Annotated in this window: 23 protein-coding genes and 1 other annotated feature (1 of these 24 cut by a window edge); all 23 genes read right to left on the reverse strand. The window is 54.4% G+C overall.

Annotated elements, in window-relative coordinates; translation table 11 throughout:
* Positions 1 to 32 (reverse strand) — a binding site (T-box leader); it reaches 189 nt to the left of the window's first position.
* Positions 33 to 129: 97 nt separating this feature from the next.
* Complete coding sequence (locus CWI35_RS04550; protein WP_011230635.1) at positions 130 to 642, reverse strand: DivIVA domain-containing protein; 513 nt, start codon at positions 640 to 642, stop codon at positions 130 to 132.
* A 78-nt stretch (positions 643 to 720) separates the two neighbouring features.
* Positions 721 to 1,494, reverse strand: a complete 774-nt coding sequence (locus CWI35_RS04555; protein ID WP_021321516.1) for a YlmH family RNA-binding protein — start codon at positions 1,492 to 1,494, stop codon at positions 721 to 723.
* 122 nt (positions 1,495 to 1,616) lie between these two features.
* Positions 1,617 to 1,889, reverse strand: coding sequence for a YggT family protein (locus CWI35_RS04560; protein ID WP_011230633.1), 273 nt, complete (start codon positions 1,887 to 1,889; stop codon positions 1,617 to 1,619).
* A 3-nt stretch (positions 1,890 to 1,892) separates the two neighbouring features.
* A complete protein-coding gene (locus CWI35_RS04565) occupies positions 1,893 to 2,321 on the reverse strand; it encodes a cell division protein SepF (RefSeq protein WP_011230632.1) in 429 nt (142 codons plus the stop codon).
* Between the two features lie 13 nt (positions 2,322 to 2,334).
* Positions 2,335 to 3,009: a YggS family pyridoxal phosphate-dependent enzyme gene (locus CWI35_RS04570; RefSeq protein WP_014195381.1), complete on the reverse strand. Its 675-nt coding sequence runs from the start codon at positions 3,007 to 3,009 to the stop codon at positions 2,335 to 2,337.
* Positions 3,006 to 3,830 (reverse strand): peptidoglycan editing factor PgeF, encoded by an 825-nt coding sequence (gene pgeF / locus CWI35_RS04575; RefSeq protein ID WP_119877526.1) that lies wholly within the window; start codon positions 3,828 to 3,830, stop codon positions 3,006 to 3,008. Before pgeF ends, CWI35_RS04570 begins: the two co-directional genes overlap by 4 nt.
* 247 nt (positions 3,831 to 4,077) lie before the next feature.
* On the reverse strand, positions 4,078 to 4,320 hold the full coding sequence (locus tag CWI35_RS04580) for a YlmC/YmxH family sporulation protein (RefSeq protein ID WP_025039063.1): 243 nt from the start codon (positions 4,318 to 4,320) through the stop codon (positions 4,078 to 4,080).
* A gap of 97 nt (positions 4,321 to 4,417) precedes the next feature.
* A complete protein-coding gene (gene sigG / locus CWI35_RS04585) occupies positions 4,418 to 5,197 on the reverse strand; it encodes an RNA polymerase sporulation sigma factor SigG (protein ID WP_011230628.1) in 780 nt (259 codons plus the stop codon).
* Positions 5,198 to 5,316: 119 nt separating this feature from the next.
* On the reverse strand, positions 5,317 to 6,036 hold the full coding sequence (gene sigE / locus CWI35_RS04590) for an RNA polymerase sporulation sigma factor SigE (protein WP_011230627.1): 720 nt from the start codon (positions 6,034 to 6,036) through the stop codon (positions 5,317 to 5,319).
* A 52-nt stretch (positions 6,037 to 6,088) separates the two neighbouring features.
* The gene (gene spoIIGA, locus CWI35_RS04595; RefSeq protein WP_014195377.1) at positions 6,089 to 7,003 is read right to left on the reverse strand and encodes a sigma-E processing peptidase SpoIIGA; all 915 of its coding nucleotides are present in this window, start codon (positions 7,001 to 7,003) and stop codon (positions 6,089 to 6,091) included.
* Between the two features lie 377 nt (positions 7,004 to 7,380).
* Positions 7,381 to 8,514 carry a cell division protein FtsZ gene (gene ftsZ / locus CWI35_RS04600; RefSeq protein ID WP_011230625.1) on the reverse strand — a complete coding sequence of 378 codons (1,134 nt, stop codon included), beginning with the start codon at positions 8,512 to 8,514 and terminating at the stop codon, positions 7,381 to 7,383.
* A gap of 27 nt (positions 8,515 to 8,541) precedes the next feature.
* Positions 8,542 to 9,810, reverse strand: a complete 1,269-nt coding sequence (gene ftsA / locus CWI35_RS04605; protein ID WP_011230624.1) for a cell division protein FtsA — start codon at positions 9,808 to 9,810, stop codon at positions 8,542 to 8,544.
* Positions 9,811 to 10,005: 195 nt separating this feature from the next.
* Positions 10,006 to 10,368, reverse strand: a complete 363-nt coding sequence (locus CWI35_RS04610; protein WP_119877527.1) for a small basic family protein — start codon at positions 10,366 to 10,368, stop codon at positions 10,006 to 10,008.
* Between the two features lies 1 nt (position 10,369).
* The gene (locus CWI35_RS04615; RefSeq protein ID WP_011230622.1) at positions 10,370 to 11,086 is read right to left on the reverse strand and encodes a DUF881 domain-containing protein; all 717 of its coding nucleotides are present in this window, start codon (positions 11,084 to 11,086) and stop codon (positions 10,370 to 10,372) included.
* 28 nt (positions 11,087 to 11,114) lie between these two features.
* Positions 11,115 to 11,819 (reverse strand): DUF881 domain-containing protein, encoded by a 705-nt coding sequence (locus CWI35_RS04620; protein WP_119877528.1) that lies wholly within the window; start codon positions 11,817 to 11,819, stop codon positions 11,115 to 11,117.
* On the reverse strand, positions 11,800 to 12,585 hold the full coding sequence (divIB, locus tag CWI35_RS04625) for a cell division protein DivIB (protein ID WP_011230620.1): 786 nt from the start codon (positions 12,583 to 12,585) through the stop codon (positions 11,800 to 11,802). The genes CWI35_RS04620 and divIB overlap by 20 nt, the downstream gene beginning before the upstream one ends.
* 212 nt (positions 12,586 to 12,797) lie before the next feature.
* A complete protein-coding gene (gene spoVE / locus CWI35_RS04630; protein WP_011230619.1) occupies positions 12,798 to 13,898 on the reverse strand; it encodes a stage V sporulation protein E in 1,101 nt (366 codons plus the stop codon).
* A gap of 53 nt (positions 13,899 to 13,951) precedes the next feature.
* Positions 13,952 to 15,307: a UDP-N-acetylmuramoyl-L-alanine--D-glutamate ligase gene (gene murD / locus CWI35_RS04635; RefSeq protein WP_013145847.1), complete on the reverse strand. Its 1,356-nt coding sequence runs from the start codon at positions 15,305 to 15,307 to the stop codon at positions 13,952 to 13,954.
* The gene (mraY, locus tag CWI35_RS04640; RefSeq protein ID WP_011230617.1) at positions 15,308 to 16,282 is read right to left on the reverse strand and encodes a phospho-N-acetylmuramoyl-pentapeptide-transferase; all 975 of its coding nucleotides are present in this window, start codon (positions 16,280 to 16,282) and stop codon (positions 15,308 to 15,310) included.
* Positions 16,261 to 16,722, reverse strand: coding sequence for a hypothetical protein (locus CWI35_RS04645; RefSeq protein ID WP_011230616.1), 462 nt, complete (start codon positions 16,720 to 16,722; stop codon positions 16,261 to 16,263). The genes mraY and CWI35_RS04645 overlap by 22 nt, the downstream gene beginning before the upstream one ends.
* Positions 16,719 to 18,188: a UDP-N-acetylmuramoyl-L-alanyl-D-glutamate--2,6-diaminopimelate ligase gene (locus tag CWI35_RS04650; protein WP_047757728.1), complete on the reverse strand. Its 1,470-nt coding sequence runs from the start codon at positions 18,186 to 18,188 to the stop codon at positions 16,719 to 16,721. The genes CWI35_RS04645 and CWI35_RS04650 overlap by 4 nt, the downstream gene beginning before the upstream one ends.
* A 113-nt stretch (positions 18,189 to 18,301) precedes the next feature.
* Entirely contained in the window at positions 18,302 to 20,236 is a 1,935-nt protein-coding gene (locus tag CWI35_RS04655; RefSeq protein WP_011230614.1) for a stage V sporulation protein D, read from the reverse strand.
* A gap of 71 nt (positions 20,237 to 20,307) precedes the next feature.
* Entirely contained in the window at positions 20,308 to 22,518 is a 2,211-nt protein-coding gene (locus CWI35_RS04660) for a penicillin-binding protein (protein ID WP_011230613.1), read from the reverse strand.
* Between the last annotated feature and the right edge of the window lie 5 nt (positions 22,519 to 22,523).

Raw genomic sequence — 22,523 nt, forward strand, 5'->3', positions numbered from 1 at the left:
ACAAGAGCTACTGTCCCTTTCATCGTCGATGGCTATTTCGCTATTCATCCTGAAAAAAGCCAACCGCCTCCCACGGCGGCTGATGCGGCGATTTTTGCCAATTATTATAACCGAAACGTCTTCGGTTCGTCAAGGCTGTGACAGCGGTTCTCTCGCCCCTTCTTCCAAATCCGGCGCCTCATACTCCATCAACTCGTCCCAATCGCGGCTGTTGATCATATCGAGCTGGGCCTCGACAAGCATGCGGAAACGGGCGCGGAACACTTTCGACTGCCGCTTCAGCTCCTCGATCTCGAGGGCGATTTTCCGCGATTTCGCTAATGCATCGCTGATGATGCGCTCGGCGTTTTTTTCCGCCTCTTTAATGATCAGCTTCGCCTCTTTTTGCGCATTCCGCTTCACTTCTTCCGCTGCTTCCTGTGCAACAAGAATCGACTTATTGAGCGTCTCTTCAATGTTCGCAAAGTAGTTCAGCTTTTCCGTCAGTTCGGCCACTTTTTCTTCCAGCTGCTTTTTTTCACGGATGAGCATTTCATAGTCTTTAATGACTTGATCGAGAAACTCGTTCACTTCGTCTTCATCGTACCCACGAAACCCGCGGCTGAATTCCTTGTTGTGAATATCCAATGGCGTCAACGGCACAACGGCCACCTCCGTCTCCATCATTCCTTTTCTTCACTTTCATTCGACATGGTTTGCCGATTTCCTGCCGTCATTTGCTTATTTTTGTCGGCCAATCTGAACGAGCCAGCGCTCTTTTTTCGTCGGCCCTTCCACCGAAAACAGCTTGCAGCGGCCAAAACCGCGCGCCGACAGGACATCGCCCGGTCCGCAGAGGAAATCCGGCTTGTCCACCACCTTCCAGTTGACTTTGACAAGCCCGCTTTCAACAAGCGCACGCGCTTTCTCGCGCGCAAGGCGAAACGCCTGAGCGAGCACAGCATCGAGCCTTAGAGAAGACACCGTGACCGTTCCTTCCTCCCACGTTTCGGCAAGCGGCATGGCTGCCGACAACGGAAGCGGCTCAAGCGCAACCGGAGCTTTGCCGATCGTTTCGACATGCAAGCGGACGTAGTCGGCGACTTCAGCAGCAACAAAAAACTGAATTTCCCCATCCCGAATGAGAATATCGCCAAACTTGCCGCGCCGCAAGCCAAGCGACATCAGCGCCCCCAACACATCGCGATGTTCAAGGGAAACGAATTTCGCCGGATAGCGGACGGCAAACAGTACAATGCCATAATCCTCTTCCTCAGGGTCGATATACGGCGGAGCGAGAAACACCCGCTTCCGCTCGACAAACGGGGCGCCGCCGAAAAAGAACGCGCGCACATCTTCCGCACCGCCGGCGATGCTTTGCACGATTTGCTGCTCGCGCGGATCGAGAAAATCGGTCAGCTTCGGAGCGTACTGACGGCTCACCATCTCCTTCCACTCGAGCACTTGATCAATGAACGGATGTTCCTCTTTGCGAAAATGCTGATACAGCTCCACTCGACGTCACCTTGCTTTCATGGAAGAAAGGAACCCACAACGGATTCCTCTCTGCGAGTTTCGCCCTTCCGCCTTTTTGCCTGCCGGGCGGAGAGCGGCGGCGCCGTGCGCGCAAAACGAAGTTAAAACTGCGACTGAAGAATGTCGAACAGGGCGTGAAGCCCTCTCGTCGCGAATTCAAGAACGATAAACGCGACGATTGGGGAGACGTCAATGATGCCAAGCGGCGGAATGACCCGCCGAAACGGCTCTAAATACGGCTCGCAAATAGCGGCCAACATCTGTCCGAACCGCGTTTCGCGCGCATTGGGAAACCATGACATTAAAATATAAATGATCAGCGCATACGAGTACACTTGAATCACTGTCGTCAAAAACGTGAGTACATAATCCAACAGCTACCACCTCTTCATCGGTCTGTCATCCTCGCCGTCGAGCGAAATCGAGCCGCTGACGTCGACGTTTTCCGGGGTGCATAAAAAAATTTTTGTGCCGACTTGCTGAATGTCGCCGCCAATGGCGTACACCGTGCCGCTTAAAAAGTCGACGATCCGCTTCGCCTGCTCATGCTGGATGCGCTGCAAGTTGACGATGACCGCGCGCCGGCTTTTCAAATGGTCGGCGATCTCCTGCGCCTCCGCATACACCCTCGGCTCAGCAAGCACGACTTTCGCCGATTTTTGCACGCTTTGCAGGCTGACGACGTTCGCCTTGCCTGCCGTCTTCGGCAGCGCCTCTTCTTCCGGCTGTGGCGCCTCATATTCTTCTTCATAGTCTTCGTAGTCTTCTTCTAAAAAATAATCACGGAATTTTTTCATCAATCCCATCCGGTTTCACCTCCTACAATGATCCAACAAGCGCGCTGCCTATGCGCACAAACGTCGCTCCTTCCTCGATGGCGATCGTGTAATCGTTTGACATGCCCATTGACAGTTCGGTGCATGGCGCATGGGCCATTCCCATCGCCTGAACGTGTTCCTTCAGCACTCGCAATCGGCGGAAGCAAGCGCGCAATACCGCTTCGTCGTCCGTGTGCGGCGCCATCGTCATCAATCCGACGACTTCGATGCGCGAAAAGGCGCGAAGTTGTTCAATAAACGGAATCGTTTCTTCGGGGGCGAGCCCGTGTTTGGTCACTTCCCCCGACACGTTCACTTGCACAAAACATTTTACTGGCCGCACCGCCCGTTTTTCAATTTCTTTCGCGAGCGACAAGCGGTCGAGTGAATGAATGTAATCGACTTTATCAATAATGTCTTTGACTTTGCGCGACTGAAGCGTCCCAATGAAATGCCACGTCGCTTGATTTCCGATCCGTGCATGCTTTTCAATCAATTGGTCGGAGCGGTTTTCGCCGAGATCGGCAATGCCGGCGTCAAGCACCTCCATCGCCCGCTCGGCATCGACATATTTAGTGACCGCCACGATGCGCACGCCGGCCGGATCGCGGCCGACGCGAGCGCAGGCCGCCTCGATTTCTCGGCGAATGGCCGCCAAGTTGTCGCGCACCGTCATGCCGTCTCCTCCCTTCGGCCGATAAACGCCAACATCCTTCCAGTCGTTCCGCGGTCGCGGCGATGGGAAAAAAACAACGCTTCCTCACAGCTTGTACAGCGTTCTGACACATAAATATGGCTGTTCGGAACGCCAGCCGCGATCAACTGAAGCCGATTGGCTTCCTTTAAGTCGAGCGCATATTGCCCTGGGCTTGTTTCCCGCCATGGCAACGGGCTTTCCGGAGGAAGCGTCGGGCGCAGACTGTCCACGACACGGTCGTCAACCGTATAACAGCACGGACCGATGGCAGGTCCGATGGCAACATAGATGTCGCTCGGCGCGATGTGTTCGCGCGTTTGCCAAAGCCGCACCATGTGACCAGCGATGCCGCCGGCCGTTCCCCGCCACCCGGCATGAGCAAGGCCGACTAACCCAGCAGATGGCGCCACAAAATAAATGGGCAGACAATCGGCAAAACAAAGCGCGAGCAACACCTCCGCTTCGTCTGTATACAACCCGTCGACCCCTGGAACCGCCGTGGCGAAATCTTGCGCTCCGTTCCCCCGTTCGTTTTTCGTCACCTTCCGAATGTCGGCGCCATGCACTTGTTCACAACATACCCATCGCTCAAGCGGGAATGAGAGCCATTGCGCCAAACGCCCGCGGTTGGCGACAACAACCGTGCGATCGTCGCCGACGTGCAGCCCCATATTCAGCGAAGCGAACGGCCCTTTGCTCTCCCCGCCATGTTTCGTCGTCAATCCAGCGACGGCTCCAGCAAACGGAGGCGCACCGCAGCGGAGCCAGCCGCGGGCTTCTTGTTGAAAAATGTCCGGCATTCGCGTCAACCTCACGCTGTTTTTTGTAGTTTTTTATCACTTTTTTTCCTATTTTATCATAGTTTGTTTGTCCATGATAACCTTTATTTATGATTTTGTCGAAACATTGCCGCAGAAATTGTCCAACCCTTATTGCCGCCCGAAAACCGCGCTGGCGGCATAGCCGATCTGCCCACGAAAAGCGGAAAGGTCTGCAACATCGTCCTGCCGCGTTGCAAGCGACGGGGCCAATCGTTGCACCAGCCGTTTAATCGGAATCATGAAGGCGGACTAAAATAACATCGGCTCCGATTTTGACGATGTTCTGCCATGGAATGACGACCGCCTCTTCGCGGCCGAACAGCCCGAGCATCTTTCCGGCGCCTAAAATAATGAGCGAGCGGATTTTTCCAGTATCTAAATCAATATCAATGTCCCCAATATTGCCAAGCTTCTTCCCATTGGCTACATTGACGACATCTTTCGTCTGAAATTCGGAAATTCTCATCACGGTTTTTCTCCCCGCCTTTCCTCTCTCCCTCTTTTTCATCTATATGAAGCCAAATGTGCAGTTATGTGCCAAAGAAAAAGGCTGCACCTGCAGCCTGTCATACTTGGATGTTTTTATTCATTTGCCGGATCGCCGCTTTTTCGAGCCTCGACACTTGCGCTTGGGAAATGCCGATTTCCTCGGCCACTTCCATTTGCGTCTTTCCTTGGAAAAAGCGTTTACGGATGATCATTTTTTCCCGCTCATTCAACCGCCGAAGCCCTTCCTTCAAGGCGATTTCTTCGATCCATTGGCTGTCACGGTTGCGCTCATCGCTCAGCTGGTCCATCACATAAATCGGGTCGCCGCCGTCGTTGTAAATCGGCTCAAACAACGAAACAGGATCTTGAATGGCATCGAGGGCAAAAACCACTTCCTCATGGGCGACGCCGAGTTCTTTGGCAATTTCCTCGGTTGACGGTTCTTTCGCCGTCTCGCTCATGAGCCGCTCTCGCACTTGCAACGCTTTGTAGGCGATGTCGCGCAGCGAGCGCGAAACGCGGATCGGGTTGTTGTCGCGCAAATAGCGGCGGATTTCGCCGATGATCATCGGCACGGCGTAAGTGGAAAACTTCACGTTTTGATTGAGGTCAAAATTATCAATCGATTTCATAAGTCCGATGCAGCCGACTTGAAACAAATCATCGACAAATTCGCCTCGGTTGTTGAAGCGCTGAATGACGCTCAACACGAGGCGCAAGTTGCCGTTTACTAATTTTTCTCTTGCCTCCAAATCCCCCTCATGCATCCGTCGAAACAGTTCACGCATTTCCTCATTTTTGAGGACGGGAAGCTTCGAAGTGTCTACGCCGCAAATCTCGACTTTGTTCCTCGTCAAGTTGTTCCCTCCCATCAGGAGATGCTAAGTCGTCAGTTTTCAGTATCTCCTTGGAAGGGAAAAATATGCACAGCCTGTCCGACGCGGAAAAAGCGGCGGAATTTCGCTCCCGCCGCCCGCTACATCATTTTATTGAATTCTTTGCGCAACCGTTTAATGATCCGCTTCTCGAGCCGCGATATGTACGATTGCGAAATACCGAGCAAATCAGCGACGTCTTTTTGCGTCTTTTCTTCGCCGCCGGAGAGGCCAAAACGCAATTCCATAATTTGCTTCTCGCGGTCGCTCAGCTGGCGCAAGGCGTTTAAGAGCAAGCGCCGGTCGACATCCGCTTCCAAATCTTTCGTAATCACGTCGTCATCCGTTCCCAACACGTCGGAAAGCAACAGCTCGTTGCCATCCCAGTCGATATTGAGCGGTTCATCAAACGACACTTCCGCCCGCACTTTGTTGTTGCGGCGCAAATACATTAAAATTTCGTTTTCAATGCAGCGCGACGCGTATGTCGCCAGCTTGATCTTCTTCTCTGGGTTGAACGTGTTGACCGCCTTAATGAGGCCGATCGTTCCAATGCTGATCAAATCTTCAATGTGAATGCCGGTGTTTTCAAACTTGCGCGCAATGTAGACGACAAGACGCAAATTGCGTTCGATCAAAAGCGATCTTGCCGTGTCATCACCGGCGGCGAGCCTGGCAATCAGCTGCTCCTCTTCTTCTTTTGTCAGCGGCGGCGGGAGGGCTTCGCTGCCTCCGATATAATAAATTTCATCCGCCTTCAGGCCAAGCTTGGCCAAAAGCTTATACAGCCAGTTCATGAAGCGAAGTTTCCATTTTCTCATGAAAATCCCCCTTCTAAACGGATCAAAAGTGAGTATGATATACTAACAAAACCTACGAAGCGGTCAGCTTTCTTCCCGCCTGCACCATTTTCGGATGGACGATGCAGTCGTACTCCCCATCCGTCGACAGCGGATCAGCGCTTAGCGCCACAAGCCCTTGCGCTACTTCCAACCATTCGTTTTCGTACCGCAGCATAATGCGGTCTGGCTTAACCGCCGCCATCATTTGTGGACCGCTGCCGACCGCACGGTACGGAATGAGACGGAGGCGATGGACCCACCGCTCCGGCGGGGAAGCCAGCATCATGGGAGAGCTGAGACAACCCAGTAGCTCCTCAGGAAGCACGGCCTTTGCTTTTTCCTGTTCGACTACCATCACCGGCGTTTTTGTCAACGGATCGACGAGCTGGTTGCCGCTGTCAATCAAGCCGCGCAGCATAAGCGGCCGCCCGTCCCATACGATCTTGACCTCAATGATATATTCAAACCGCAGTTTTTTTTCGCGAATCGCCTCCACCCTTCGGCGAGAAAAAAGCCATAAAACCGGAAACCCGATGACAACAAACAGCCAACTGACCGGATCGCCCGCTCCGGGATGATGCATGAGAAGCATTCCTTGGCGGACGGACAGTTGGTGCGCGAAAACATAATGAACCGCCAGCATGCCGCCGCCGACGGCGAACGTGGCAAAGTAAAACGCCAGCATATTCTCAAGCAAATAGCGCGGGCGCTTAAACCCGAAGGCGGCCCACACGATCAACACGGAAACAGCTACTTTTACCAACGGGTGCTGGGCGATGGCGGAAAACGGGGTAAACAGCAATATGACAAGCAGCGAACCGATCAACGCCCCAGCCAACAGACGCCACCAGACGATCGGCCGCTTGAGCATGAGCGCCGTCAGCCAAAGAAGCAACGCGTCAAAACAGACGTTCAACAGCCAAATCACATCGAGATAGACGACCAACCGTCAAGCCCCTCCCCCGCCCATATCGGCTTTGTCTGAAACAAGTATATAGCACCTTGCGAGGGAAAGTCTGTCAATCGGTGGCGGTGAAAAAGGAGATGTTTTGTCAAAACAGGGGGAACCACGGCGGATCAAATCGGCCGGCACGAAAGCCTAGCCCGCCTTCTCTTTTTCGCCCTTTCGTTGCGAGAGAGCGGGCGGCCAACGCGAGAAGTTTTTGGTCCTAATCGGAAAAGCGAGGCTGTCTCAAAAGATCGTCTTTCTTTAAGAGAGATACAATATATTGTTTCACCAAAGTGCTTCGTGCACGTTCGTGCATGCATCTTGTGATGAAGAAAGGGTGTCCCGTTGCTTTTGGGACACCCTCGTTTCGCCATCTAGCGGCGGCGGTTGCGGTTGCGCAAGAAAGCGGGAATGTCAAGCGGATCTTCTGCTTGCCCCGAGCGGAGCGCCGCATAGTCTTGTATCGGCTCTTCGCGCTTTTCCCGCTTTGGCGCCGGCGCCGCTTTCGGCACAGTGCCGATGCCAATGCGCGGCGGCCGCGGCTGCGAAGCGACGTTTTCGTTGAATCCGGTCGCAATGACCGTCACGATGATCTCGTCCTTTAAGTTCTCATTAATAACGGAGCCGAAGATCATGTTCACTTCTTGGTCGGCCGCCGAAGCGACGATGTCGGCAGCCTCCTGCACTTCGTACAAACTTAAGTTCATGCCGCCGGTGATGTTCATGAGCACCCCTTGCGCGCCGTCGATCGACGTCTCCAACAGCGGGCTGGAAATGGCTTTTTTTGCTGCCTCAGCAGCTCGGTTTTCGCCGCTGGCGATGCCAATCCCCATCAATGCCGAACCTTTATTCGACATGATCGTCTTCACATCAGCGAAGTCAAGGTTGATCAACCCCGGCACGGCGATCAAATCGGAAATGCCTTGCACCCCTTGGCGCAGCACATTGTCCGCTTCGCGGAACGCCTCAAGCATCGGCGTATTTTTGTCGACAATCTCAAGCAACCGGTCGTTCGGAATGACGATGAGCGTATCGACCGCCTCTTTCATGGCGGCGATGCCGCTTGCGGCCTGCGTCGCCCGCTTCCGCCCCTCAAACGTAAACGGGCGTGTAACAACGCCGACCGTAAGCGCCCCTAACTCGCGCGCAATTTGGGCGATGACCGGGGCAGCGCCAGTTCCCGTGCCGCCGCCCATGCCAGCGGTGACAAACACCATATCGGCGCCGCGAAGCGCTTCTTCAATTTGCTCTTTGCTCTCCTCAGCTGCTTTTTTTCCAACTTCTGGGTTCGCCCCCGCGCCCAAGCCGCGTGTCAGCTTCGCCCCGATTTGCAGCTTGATCGGCGCCTTCGACAAGTTGAGCGCCTGTGCATCCGTATTGACCGCAATAAACTCTACACCTTGCACCCCATGCTCAATCATCCGATTGACGGCGTTGTTGCCGCCGCCCCCGACTCCAATCACCTTGATCGTTGCCAACTGATCGACTGTTGTCTCAAACTCCAACATGGCCAAATCCTCCTAAAATTTCAATCTCTATTCAAAGAAAGAACCAAAAAATCTCTTGACCTTCTTCCCAAAATGGTCTTCTTTCTTTTTCGGTTTCGACTGCTGTTTTGGCGAGGAGCGCTCGACCGGCTCCACCGCAGCGGCAACCGGGACCGTTTTCCCTTGCAGCTGCGCCTGCCGGTAGGCGAACTTGAGCAAGCCAACGCCGATCGTATACTGCGGGTCGCGCACACCGATATAATCCGGCATGGCAATGCGGACGCTCGTCCCTAAAACGACGTGGGCCAGCTCAAGCAACCCTGGCATATTGGCGACGCCGCCGGTCAGCACATAGCCGCCGGGGAGATCGCGAAACCCGAGACGACGCACTTCCTGCTGAACCATTTGCAAAATTTCTTCCAGTCTCGCCTCAATAATATCGGCGATCTCCAGCTGGCTGAACTGCTGGTGTTGATCGGTGCCCATGATCGGCACGCTGAACACTTCTTCCTCCGAAGCGTAGTCGTAAAATGCATGTCCGTGCTTCAGTTTGATTTTTTCGGCATCGTCCGTTGTCGTCCGCAATCCGATGGCCAAGTCTTTCGTAATGTGCTCCCCGCCGACCGGCAGCGAAGAGACAGCTTGCAACGTCCCTTGCTCAAAGACAGCGACCGTTGTCGAGCCGCCTCCCAGGTCAACGAGCGCCGCCCCCAAATGCCGTTCGTCATCGGACAGCACGAGCGAACCGGCCGCCAGCGGCTGAAGACAAATATCGCTGATTTCCAAGCCTGCCCGCTCCACACAGCGAAGAAGATTATGTAATACCGTCTTCGCACCAGTCACCATAGTGCCTTCCATTTCCAAGCGGACGCCGAGCATGCCGCGCGGATCATGAATGCCGTCCAACCCGTCGACGATAAACTGGCGCGGAACGACGCCGATGATTTCCCGATCGGGAGGAATAGAGACAACTTGCGCGGCATCGATGACGCGGGCGACATCTTCATCGCTGATTTCCCGGTTTTCGCTCGCGACGGCGACAATGCCGTGGCAGTCATGGAGCTGAATATGGCTGCCGGCCACCCCGACGATCACACGGCGGATCGATAAACCGACCATCCGCTCCGCTTGCTCGACGGCCCGTCTGATCGACTGCACCGTTTTATCTATATCAACAATCGCCCCTTTTTTGAGCCCTTCCGCTTTGACATTGCCCACCCCGATAATATTGATGGAGCTGCCTAGCATTTCCCCGATGATGACTTTCACGCTCGATGTTCCGACATCCAGGCTAACGACGATCTCATTGCTGCTCATTTTTTGGCATCTGCCTACTAAAAACGCGCCGGTGCCGGCCGGCGTTTCAGTAAGCAGCGACACCTCCTTTTTCGGCTGAAATTTCCCATCTCTTTGTCTATTGGTCTATGTCTAGTTTGCGAGTTTCGCAACAACACTATATTTTGTTTTACCCTATATAATTCAACACGCGAAAACACTTTCCCTGTCTTTTGCCTAACTTTTTTCGCGATTGTACCGCCGCTTGGCCCACTCAGCAAGCCAAAGGCGGCGGATGATGGCAATGTTTTGAAACAAGCGGACGCCGAAGGCGAACACAGCCGCTAAATACAAGTCTACACCAAGATGCACCCCAAGAAAAGTTAAAGTTGCGGCCAGAACAATGTTGAAAAAAAACCCGGTTATAAATACGGTTTCGTCGTACGTCCGCTGCAGGTGGGCGCGCCATCCTCCGATTAATGTATCAAAGGCGGCCAAAATGGCAATCGACAAATAATTGGAATATTCATCGGGAACTTCCCAGCCGGCGAGAACGCCGATGGCAAACCCAAGAAGCAATCCGAGAAGCGGAAGCCACATGCTATTTCTCCTCCTTGCCGCCGTTCGCTGTCTCCATGTATTTCACATCAGGGCGGCTAGCCGCGGGCGGAATGACAACGAGCGGCTGGGGCTTGGATATTGACAGCTCCAAGTTTTCCACGGCGAAATCATCGCGGATCGGCGAAACGGCGAGCCCGCTGTACAGCTTGTCCGCATCATCGGCGATTGCTCTCACTTCGACTGGCAGCCTCACTGAGCGGCTCCCGACTTTCGTTGCGCCATTGACATCGCGAATGGCCGTCCGGTTCGTCAGTCGCTCACCGTCGATGGCGATTTCTTTCGCCCCGTATTTGTTCAACTCATTCACTAACCGTTGCAATAGCTCGGGCGATACGGCGGCAACGGCCGGACCAACGTAGCCGGCCGCCGAAAGCGGCGCGATCGTCAACACGAGACCGCTTCCTCTCACTTCTGTCAGCCCGGCTTCTTCCCTCAGCTTCGCGACTGTCGCTTCAAGCTCTGTCGCGCCGCCCGCCTCGTGTTCCCGCCGGTAGCGGCGCAATGTTTCCTCGTAACTCTCTAGCTCCTCAAGCAGCCGTTGTTCAAGCTTCTGCTCTTTTGTCAAATCGGCGCGCAACTCCCAAATGTCGCGCGTGTCGCGTCCTTCCGGATGCAGCGTCGTCCGAAGCCCGACGGCCAGCATCACACCGAATATGGCAGCTACGCCGGCAAAATAGAATCGATTTTTCCGTTCCAATGCGCTTCACCGCCCCTTTCCGCCCGTTTTACGGCTCGGGCGCAAACACCGGATCCAACACGATCGCTCCTTGCTTTTCCACTTTTACGTCGATATGGTCTTCGACAAGTTCGTCGACGATGCCGCCGGGAAGCTCTAGAGCGGACATGAGCACGTCCGGATTGCCAATGGCCGAAATGACAAACGGAGCGGCATGCTGCGTTCCATCGACCTCAATGACTGGGCCGTTGCAGACGATGTATGAACGGTGGGAAATGCGCTGCCCATTAATAGCGACCGCTTCGGCGCCGGAAATGAGCAACTCGTGAACAACTTTCCATACGTGCTGTTCATGAACGATATAATTGGTAGCGCTCGCTTCAGAGAGGATATAAGAGGAATCGGAAAGGGTGACTGCTACACCTTTCCCTTTCACCCTCGCTTTTCCGACATGCATGCGCAGCTGTTCCGCTTCTTTTGCCAATCCGGCCTCGTTCTCCTGCTCCTCGGCCAGCTTCTTCTCCCACGCAGCCAGCTCCTCCTGCTTTTTGACAAGCTGCTGCTTGAGCGACCGGTTTTCTTTTTGCAAAGCAAGAAGCGCCGAGCGATATTCGTACTCTTTTTTCCACTCGCTGTCGCTCCATTCGCGGCGGGATGCTTCGTTTTTCGCATGTTGGTACGAGAACCCGAGCATGGCGCCGAAGATCAAGCAGATCAACGTCAGCAGGAGGCGGCTACGGGCTTGTCGTTTCATCGCCATCCTCCTTTTTCGGGGGGGAGTAAGGAACAAAATAGCTGCCGACTTCCAAATGAATGACTCCTTTGACGTTTCGGTCAAGCGCGGCGGCAATCGCAGGATAATGCGACAGCTTGTCCGCAAATTGCCGGATTGTCGCGCTTACTTCATAACCGTCATTCATGTAGACGATGACGCGGTCTTCATATTCCCTCGTCGGCTTGTAGTGAATTTCCGACATGGCGCCCAGCACGGCCGCGGGCAGTTCGGCGAGCTGCCCCGTCATTTCAGCAATGGCGTCGCCGTCTTTCCAGCCGACAAGCACCGGCGCATCGCTTGGCGCCGTCTTCGTCCCTTCTTGCTTTAACAGCCGCCCGTTTTCAAGCAATGGAAAAAACGTTTGCCGGTCATACACATAAGCGATTCGCCGCCATTCGCGGACGTGGATGGCGATCGTGTTCGGCAGCTGTTTTTCCACTGTGGCCTCCTTAATTTCTGGATGGCGAGTGAGCTTTTTTTCCACGTTTTGTTCATTCACTTTCCAAAAGCTTGTCCGCTTCGTAATGCCGCTTAAGCTGATGATGCGCTCCGCTGTGAGATGACGGTTGCCGCTCACTTCCACATGCCCGACAGCGCCAAGCGGCGACTGGAAGTAAAGGACGCACAAAATAAATAGAAAAAAGAAAGATAAGTACGCAATGAGCCGGCGGTTCGCTTTCTGGCGGCGCCGCTCCTTCAGTTTCGGCACGCGGTCCTCCAAGACGACGACTTTTCCCTTTTCCATCGCATTCCCCGCTTTCTTCTTCAAAGCCCGCGCTGAAACGACCGGTATAAAAACAAACGGCATCCGCTGCCGTTTCTTTGTTTTTGCACTTATTTTCATTATATCACAAATGAATGCAAGAGAGAGCCTGTTTTTATCGCATTTGCCGGCACCGTTCGACGATGGGCTGCGTTCGAGAGACGCCAAAAAAACGGCGGACATCCGCCGCTTGCCTAATACCGGGCATGCCTGCTGATATTAAGCAGCACGCCGATGGCCATCAACATCAACGTCAGCGACGATCCGCCGTAGCTTAAAAACGGGAGCGTGATGCCGGTAACGGGCATCAGTCCCGTCACAACGCCGATATTGATCATCACTTGAATCGCGATCATCGAAATAATGCCAAGCGCCAAAAAACTTCCGTACAAGTCAGGGGCGCCAAGGGCAATGCGCACACCGCGCCAAAGAAGAAGAGCAAAGAGCAGGAGAACGAGTGAACCACCGATAAAGCCGAGCTCTTCAGCTAAAATGGCGAAAATAAAGTCGGTTTGCGGCTCCGGCAAGTAAAAAAACTTTTGTCTGCTCTGCCCGAGCCCAAGGCCGAACAAGCCGCCCGGCCCAATGGCGTACAGCGACTGGATGATTTGAAATCCGCTTCCAAGTGGATCTTCCCATGGGTTTAAAAACGATGTAATCCGCTTGATTCGATATGGAGCCGACAGGATGAGGGCGGCAAGCCCAGCGAGCCCCAAAACGCCAAGCCCGGCAAAATGGCTGAGACGGGCGCCGGCGACGAAAATCATCGTCACGCACGTACCAACCATAACGGTGCCCGTTCCTAAGTCCGGCTGCAGCATAATCATGCCGAACGCGGCAAACACAAGCAAAAGCGCCGGCAACAGTCCTTGTTTAAATGACGTAATTTTTTTTTGGTTTTCCGATAAATATTTGGCCAAAAAAGCGATCATAGCCAGCTTCATAAACTCGGACGGCTGGATCGAAAACGCCCCGACGCCGATCCAGCTGCGCGACCCGTTGCGAACCATGCCGATGCCGGGAATGAGCACAAGAACGAGCAGCACAAAACAGACGCCAAGCAGCACTTTCGACCAGTCGCGCCACACCCAATAATCGATGTTCATGACAAAAAACATAGCGATAATGCCGACGCCCGCAAACAATAGCTGGCGCTTGGCGAAGAAAAACGAATCGTTGAATTTGTATTCCGCCCAAATGGCGCTCGCGCTGTACACCATAATAAGTCCGATGGCCAAGAGCGAAAACGTCAAAAGAATGAGCAAAAAATCCGGCGCAGACTTTTTCCGCGGCAATGCCCAACACCTCTATTTTTGTAAACTAGAGGGGAAGGGCTGTCCCTTTCCCTCTATTTCAACTTATGCACGGCATTGATAAAAATGTCCCCTCTCTCCTCGAAAGTTTTGTATTGATCCCAGCTGGCGCATGCTGGAGAGAGCAAAATGACGTCGCCCGGTTCGGAAAGCTCGAAAGCAACCGGGACGGCTTTTTCCACATTATCGACATATCGGATCGTTTCTATTCCCGCTTTTTGGGCGATGCGGCCGATTTTATCCGCCGTCTGGCCGAACAGTACGACCGCCTTCACCTGTTGCAAATACGGGAGAAGATCATCAAACTCATTGCCGCGGTCAAGCCCGCCAGCGAGCAAAATGACCGGCTCGCCGGCAAACGCTGAAAGCGCCTTTTGCGTCGCTAAGATGTTCGTCGCTTTCGAGTCGTTGTAAAACCGCCGGCCGTCAATTTCCGCCACATACTGAAGCCGATGTTTCACGCCGGAAAACGTCGCCAGCACCTGGCGGATCGCCTCATCACTGGCGCCGGCCAGCTTGGCGGCCGCCACCGCCGCTAAAATGTTTTCCAAATTGTGCTGTCCAGGAAGAACGATGTCAGCGATTCTGATAACTGGATCACCGTTCCAATAGATGGCGCCATCTTGAACGTACGCCCCTTCGCCAAGAAGCTTCGTCGCCGAAAACAGCACTTTTTGCGATCGAACCGAGGAGGCAATGTTCATCACGAGCGGATCGTCGGCATTGACGACGGCATAATCGCGCTCCGTTTGATTGCGGAAAATGTTCGCCTTTGCCGCTGCATACGCCTCTTTCGTTCCGTGGTAGTCCAAGTGGGCGTCGAAAATATTGAGCAAAACCGCAATGGCTGGGCGAAACTTGTCAATGCCGGCAAGCTGGAACGAAGACAGTTCCGTGACAAGCCATTGCCCCGGCTTCGCTTCCCTCGCCACCTCGCAGGCGACAAGGCCGATGTTGCCGGCAAGCAGCGGATCTTGGCCGTCCGCTTTTAACATTTCGTAAATGAGCGTCGTCGTCGTCGTTTTTCCGTTGGACCCGGTGATGCCGATAAACGGCCCTTCGGAAATGTGATAAGCAAGCTCCACTTCGGTCACAACCGGAAGCCCCTTCTCAAGCGCCTTTTTCACCATCGGGTTCGTGTACGGAATGCCCGGGTTTTTCACGACAAGGTCAAACGGCTCATCAAGCAGTTCAAGCGGATGACCGCCGCAAACGACGCGAATGCCCAGCGGTTCAAGCTGCTTGGCCTCCATGTTTTCCGAAAGCGGCTTTTGATCATTGACGACGACCTTAGCGCCTAACTCCGCAAGAAGCCGAGCTGCCGCCGCTCCGCTTTTCGCCAATCCAATGACAAGCACACGACGATGTTGATAAAAACGAGTCGGTTTCAATTACATCCACACCTCGATATAAATTCCTAGCATCGCAAATAAAAGGCCGACGGCCCAAAACGTCACAACGATCCGCCATTCTGACCAGCCGACAAGCTCATAATGATGATGAAGCGGACTCATGCGGAACACGCGCCGTCCCGTCGTTTTGAACGAAGCCACTTGAATGATGACCGACAGCGTCTCGATGACAAACACACCGCCGATGATGACAAGCAACAGCTCAAGCTTCGTCAGGACAGCGACAGCGGCGATCGCCCCGCCAAGTGCGAGCGAGCCGGTGTCGCCCATAAACACTTTCGCTGGGTGGGCGTTAAACACTAAAAAGCCAAGCACGGCGCCAACAACAGCGACGCAAAATACAGCGACATCGTACTGGCCTTGATTCCAAGCCAAGACGGCATAAGCGCCAAAGGCGATCGCCGCCGTTCCGGCAAGCAGCCCGTCAAGCCCGTCGGTCAAGTTGACAGCGTTCGAACCGCCGACAAGCATGAACAACAAGAGCACGCCGTACGCCCATCCGAGGTCGACCGACCAATCGGCGCCGGGAATATGTAACACCGTCGAAAAGCCGCTTTGGCGGTAGACGGCAAAAAAGATGGCTGCGATAAGGAGCTGGCCGATAAATTTTTGCCGGCTCGTCAAGCCAAGATTTCGCTTCATCACGACTTTGATCATATCGTCGAGGAAGCCGAGCACCCCATAGCCGACGGTGACCAACAACAGCAAATACGTCCTCGTCGACAAGCCGGCGATTTTTGGTGTGATCCATAAGGTCGTCGCCACAATCGCCAACAAAATCATGATGCCGCCCATCGTCGGCGTGCCTGATTTTTTTTGATGCGACTTCGGCCCTTCCTCGCGGATGCTTTGTCCGAATTTCAACCGCCGCAAAAACGGGATGAACAGCGGCGACAAAACGACAGTGATGAGAAAGGAAACCGCCATGGCAATCACGATCGCTTGTTCTGGCATGCATCGTCACATCCTTTAAACGGCCGAGCGTCCAGCCATCGCTTCTCCAATTCCGCCAGTCGGCGGCGCACAGCCTCGCCAGCAAGGGGGCTGTCTTCAGGAAGAGCGAAGAAAAACTGCACACCCTCTGCACGGTCTTGCTCCAAGTATCGCTCGAACAATGCCGCTGCCGCCTCGAGCGGCGACGGAACGAAAAAGATCGGAAATTGATTTGGAATGTAGCGCGGCAACGGCTCTCCCAGACGCCAAAATGAAGCGATCGCTCCGTGTTCAATCGCCGTTTTCAATGTTTCCGCCCCGTTTTCGAGCGGAACGAACAACCCTTTTTTCACTTGTTTGGCTGGGTTGACGAACACGGCGTGAAAGCGGATCGTTTCATCAACAATGCCGCGCGCCTCCACCGCCATCGATTGCACCGTCCTGTATGCGATCATGGTCATCCTCTCTCCTTCACTGCCGCTCGGGCAACAGCGCGATCGTCAAACTCAATCACATCGTTGCCAATGATTTGATACGTTTCATGCCCTTTGCCGGCAATCAACACAACATCGCCTTCCTGCGCCTGGCCAATGGCGTAGCGGATCGCCTCTTCACGGTCAGGAATCGTCACATGCTTTCCGATCTCAGCGCTTACTCCCGCTTCCATGTCGCGCAAAATTTGCTTCGGGTCTTCCGAACGCGGATTGTCGGAGGTAAAAATAGCGACATCCGCATACCGCACCGCCACCTGCGCCATGAGCGGCCGTTTCGACGGGTCGCGGTCGCCGCCGCAGCCGATGACGACATACACGTTTCGCTTCGCCAATTGGCGCACCGTTTTTAAGGCATTTTCTAAACTGTCCGGCGTGTGGGCGTAATCGACGATGATCGTAAAGTTTTGCCCTTCATCAACCGTTTCAAACCGCCCCGGCACCGGCTCGACATCCGCAAGCGCCGCGGCGATCGTTTCAAGCGAAAAGCCAGAGGCAAGGCAGGCAGCGGCAGCGGCGAGAATGTTATAGACATTGAACGAGCCGACAAGTTTCGTTTCGACCGCCGCCGATCCGTGCGGCGTGCAAAGCCGAAACGCCATGCCGCCTGCGGTCATGCGGATCTGTTCCGCCATCACATCGCTTTTTTCCCTCATCCCGTATGTGACGATCGGCGCGGCCGTCATATGTTTATAATACTGCGAAACCGGATCGTCATGATTGAGAACGGCAAATTTCGGCCGCCGTTCGTCGTAGCGGTTGCCGAGCTGGGCAAACAAAAGCCCTTTGGCGTTCCGATATTCTTCCATTGTCCCGTGATAATCCAAATGGTCTTGCGTTAAGTTCGTAAAGACGGCCACATCGTAATCGCAGCCATGCACCCGCCCTTGGTGCAGCGCGTGCGACGACACTTCCATGGCGACAAACTCCACTCCTTCATCGACCATCTGTTTAAACATGCGCTGCAAAATGAGCGACTCCGGCGTCGTATTGGCCGCCGGATAGGAGCGGTCGCCGACCTTGATGTGAACCGTGCCAATGAGCCCTGTTTTCTTGCCGGCTTTTCTCGCGATTTGTTCGATGATCGACGTTGTCGTCGTCTTGCCGTTTGTGCCTGTCACTCCGATTAAATGTAGGCGGTGGGTCGGCCGCCCGTAAAACGCGTCCGCTAAAATCGCCATCGTCCGCCGGCTGTCCGACACAAGAACGACGGGAACATCAACGGAAAGCGGCCGCTCGGCCACGATCGCCGCCGCTCCGCGCGCCACCGCTTCCTCGGCAAAGTCGTGTCCGTCTACTGTAAACCCTTTAAGGCAAAAAAAGAGAGAACCGGGGGCAACGCGGCGCGAGTCCATTTCGAGCGCCACGATATCGGGATTGCCTCCATGGTGCACCCAAAAACCGGGCAAGTGTGACAGCAGCGTCAGCAGTTTCATATTTCGTTCATCCCTTTCGCTTCGAAATCGTCCGCTCCGTTAGGCAGACAGCGGAAAAAGGGGCACAACCAACCCGATGTGTCATCGCATCGGTCGCCCCTTGCGCGTTCGTCTTACCGTTCTTCTACCGCTTCGCGTTTCGCCAAATAAATGCGGACCGTTGAACCTTCTTTCACTTTCGCCCCTGGCTTCGGGGATTGTTCAACAACGACATCTCCCTCGCCACTAACATCTAATTTTAAGTCAAAAAGCTGCTCTTGCAAATCATTTTTTGTCATTCCGATCAAGTTTGGCACTTCAATGACTTTCGGCTCGTTCCAGTCGCGCTCCTTCTCGAGCTGGTCTTTGCGGGGCTTCACGCCCAACGTGCGCAAACTATCTTCCATAATTTTTCCTACAATCGGGGCAGCGACCGTGCCGCCGAACTGAACCGTTCCTTTCGGGTTGTCGACGGCGACGTACACGACAAGCTTCGGGTCATCCGCCGGAGCGAAGCCGATGAACGAAACGATATGGTTGTTTTGCAAATAGCGGCCGCCTTGCGCCTTTTGCGCCGTTCCCGTTTTGCCGCCGACGCGGTACCCTTCGACATACGCCTTTTTCCCTGTTCCTTGAGCGACGACGCTCTCAAGTGCGTAACGGACTTGTTTCGATGTTTCCTCGGAAATGACGCGCCGTTTCGCTTTTGGCGTGTTGCGGCGGACGATCTCTCCTGTTTCCGGGTCGACCCACTGCTTGGCAATGTATGGAGTGTACAAAATGCCGCCATTGATTGCCGCCGACACGGCAGCGACTTGCTGGATCGGCGTCACCGACACTCCTTGGCCAAACGCCGTCGTTGCCAGTTCCACCGGCCCGACCCGTTTCAAATCAAACAAAATGCCTGTTCCTTCGCCTTGCAAGTCGATGCCCGTTTTCTCACCAAAACCGAATTGCTTAATGTAACGAAACAACGTCTCCTTTCCAAGCCGCTCGCCAAGCTCGACAAACCCCGGGTTGCACGAGTTTTGCACGACTTCCAAAAACGTCTGATCTCCGTGGCCGCCTTTTTTCCAGCAGCGAAGCGTAGCGCCGGCTACTTTGGCGTAGCCCGGGTCAAAGAAATGGTCTTTCAGCAAATTCACCTTATGTTCCTCAAGCGCTGCGGCCAGCGTAATGATTTTAAACGTCGATCCCGGTTCGTACGTGCTCCAAATCGGCAAGTTGCGGTTGTAAATTTCCGGAGGAACGCTCCGGTAATCCGCTGGATTGAACGTCGGCCGGCTCGCCATCGCCAAAATTTCACCGGTGTTCGGGTCCATGGCGATCGCGATGATGCCGTCCGGATTGTATTTCGCCTCCGCGATGTCAAGTTCGCGCTCAATGATCGTCTGAATGCGCGAATCGATCGTCAACACCAAATTCAAGCCGTCAGTCGGCGGCGTATAGTCATCAGCGATATCGGGCATGCGCCGCCCTTTCGCATCGGAATAAAACTGCACGGAGCCGCGCTCGCCCCTCAGTTCCTTGTCATAATACAGCTCCAACCCGGTGAGCCCTTGGTTGTCAATGCCGGTGAAGCCGAGCACGTGCGACAAATAGCTGCCAAACGGATAGTAGCGCTTCGTATCTTCCGCGATATACACCCCATCCAAGTCGAGGGAGCGCACATTCGCCGCTTTTTCATCGGAAATTTTCCGCCCTTCTTTCAGGCGGACGATCGACGTTTTTTGCGTGATTTGTTTATAGATGGATTCGATCGAACCACCCAGCACCCCGGCCAGCTTTTTCGCCGCCTCTGCCGGGTTTTTGACTTGCCGCGGAATGACATACACCGTCGGCGCGCTCATGTTCGTCGCCAGCGGGACGCCGTTGCGGTCCAAAATTTCGCCTCGCTTCGGCTCAAACGGAATGTTCCGGCCCCATAGCCCTTTCGCCCGTTCCGCTAATAGATCGCCGAGCCAAAATTGGACGTAGCCGAGACGGAGATCGATAATGGCAAAGATCAAAATCCCGATCAAAAACACGATCGTCAACCGCTTGCGCACGGTAACGTACGATACGCGCATATGGCGGAACCTCCTTCATGGTGGGCTCGTTCCACTATATGCTTGTACGCCCCGTTATAGAACGGCAAAAATCATTCATGCGGCTCGGCTTCTTTCCGTAAAGCCGCCTCTTTCTCCTTCTCCGCCGCCTCTTTCTCCCATTGGCGCGGCGGAGCCAATTCAACAATTAAATAATCGCCTTTGCGCACCTCCGCTCCCGGACGAATGTTTTGGCTGACGACATAGCCGGTCCCTTTCGTGCTCGGCCGCAAGCCGAGTATATGAGCCACTTTCATAGCGTCGCGCAGCGAGAAGCCGCGCAAATCCGGCATCGTTGCCGCCCCGTCCGTTTTCAACACGACCCGTTCGCCCAAAAGAACGTGATCGCCGCCTTGCGGAAGCTGCTGCTCAACATATTTGCCGCGGCCGATCACGACCGGCACATATCCCTTTTCCTTCAGCTGCTCTGCTGCCGAAGCCGCCGGCTGGCCGATCCATGAATCAAGCGCCTGCGGTTGGGCAGTCTTTGCTTTCATTCGTTTTTCCCCGTTCGGTTCAATATGCAAATATTGCAAACTGCTTTTCATCACCGTCGTAAAAATTTGCGACACCGGCGCCGCTCCGGTTTCAGTCACATCGAGGTGCGGCTGTTGGACCGCGACATACATGAGAAGCTTCGGATCATCCGTCGGCGCCATGCCTAAAAACGAAAAAATGTAGTTTTCCCGTCCGGTCAAATAGCCCCCGGAAGCCGACGGAATTTGCGCCGTCCCCGTTTTGCCGGCGACGCGGTAGCCGTTGATTTGGTACGGACGGCCGGTGCCGTGCTCGGACGTGACGACCGTCTCTAAAATGGCGCGCACTTTGCGCGCGGTTTCCGCCGTAATCGGCTCGCCGACCACGGTCGGCCCATGATCGAGCACGACTTTGCCGCTGTCTGGGTCGACGACTTTCTCGATGACATACGGCTTCATCATTTTCCCATCGTTGGCGATCGCCGTCGCCGCTTGGATTTGCTGGATTGGCGTCACCGATGTCCCTTGGCCGAATCCGGTCGTAATTCGTTCAATCGGGTAGCGATAGCGGATTTGTCCGACCGCTTCGTTCGGCAAATCGATGCCCGTTTTCCGGTCAAAATGGAAACGGTGCAAATATTGCAAAAACCGATCTTCACCAAGCTTTTCTTTCACTAAAATCGAAAAGGCGACGTTTGAAGAGCGCTGCACCCCTTCATTAAACGTGATCGTCCCCCAGCCGACATCGTTATGGTCGCGGATCGTGTTCGGCCCCACTTTGTAGGAACCGGAGCGATACGTTTCGTTGCCGTTATACACTCCTTCGTTGATGGCCGCCGCGAGCGTGAACACTTTCATCGTCGATCCCGGCTCATACGGATAGGAAATGGCGTCATTTAAAAAGTTCGTAATATCACGCTTGTTTGGGTCAAAGCTCGGACGCGTCGCCATCGCCAAAATTTTCCCTGTTTTTGGATCAGCGACGATGGCGATCATTTTTTTCGGCTTGTATTGCTTCTCGACGCTGTTCATCGCATCTTCCAAAAACGATTGAATCTTTCCGTCAATCGTCAAATAGACGTTTGCCCCATTGTCCGGCTTGACAATGCGCTCTTTCCCCCCGGGGAGGCGGAAGCCGTTTATGTCGCCGGCAAACGACACATAGCCGTCTTCTTCACGCAAATACCGGTCAAGCTCTTTTTCCACTCCCATTTTGCCGACCGTTTCGTTGGCTGCATTTTTTTGCGCATAGCCGATGACGTGCGACGCAAACATGCCGTTCGGATAAAACCGGCTCGTGTCGCGGATGAAAGCGATGCCTGGCAAATGGAGCGCTTCGATTTTTCGCTTCAGCTCAAAACTGATGTTGCGGCCGTAGGCCCCAAACTCGACTTGCTTCGCTTTTTTGGTCAAAATGCGTTCCATCGCCTCGACGTCCATGCCAAGCAACGGGGCGAGTTGTTCCGCTGTTTTTTTCGGATCGACCACATGGTGCGGATGATCTGGATCGGTTGTCATCTTCGGATCCAAAATGGCCACAACCGTATACGACGGTACATCTTCAGCCAAAATGGCGCCGTTGCGGTCGAAAATCGTTCCGCGCTTCGCCTTGATCGTCCGCGTTTGTTGATGCTGCCGCTCCGCGATCACAGCCAGCGTTTGGCCGTCCGCTTTGCCGGTCCATTCAAGCTGCACAAAGCGGGCGAACAACAGAGAAAAGAGAAAGCCGAACAGGCAAAACAGGATGAACGCTCCCTGATGGGTGTTGCGATGCTTTCTTGCCTCCATCACCG

The organism is [Bacillus] caldolyticus (assembly GCF_003595605.1).
GTDB lineage: Bacteria > Bacillota > Bacilli > Bacillales > Anoxybacillaceae > Geobacillus > Geobacillus thermoleovorans.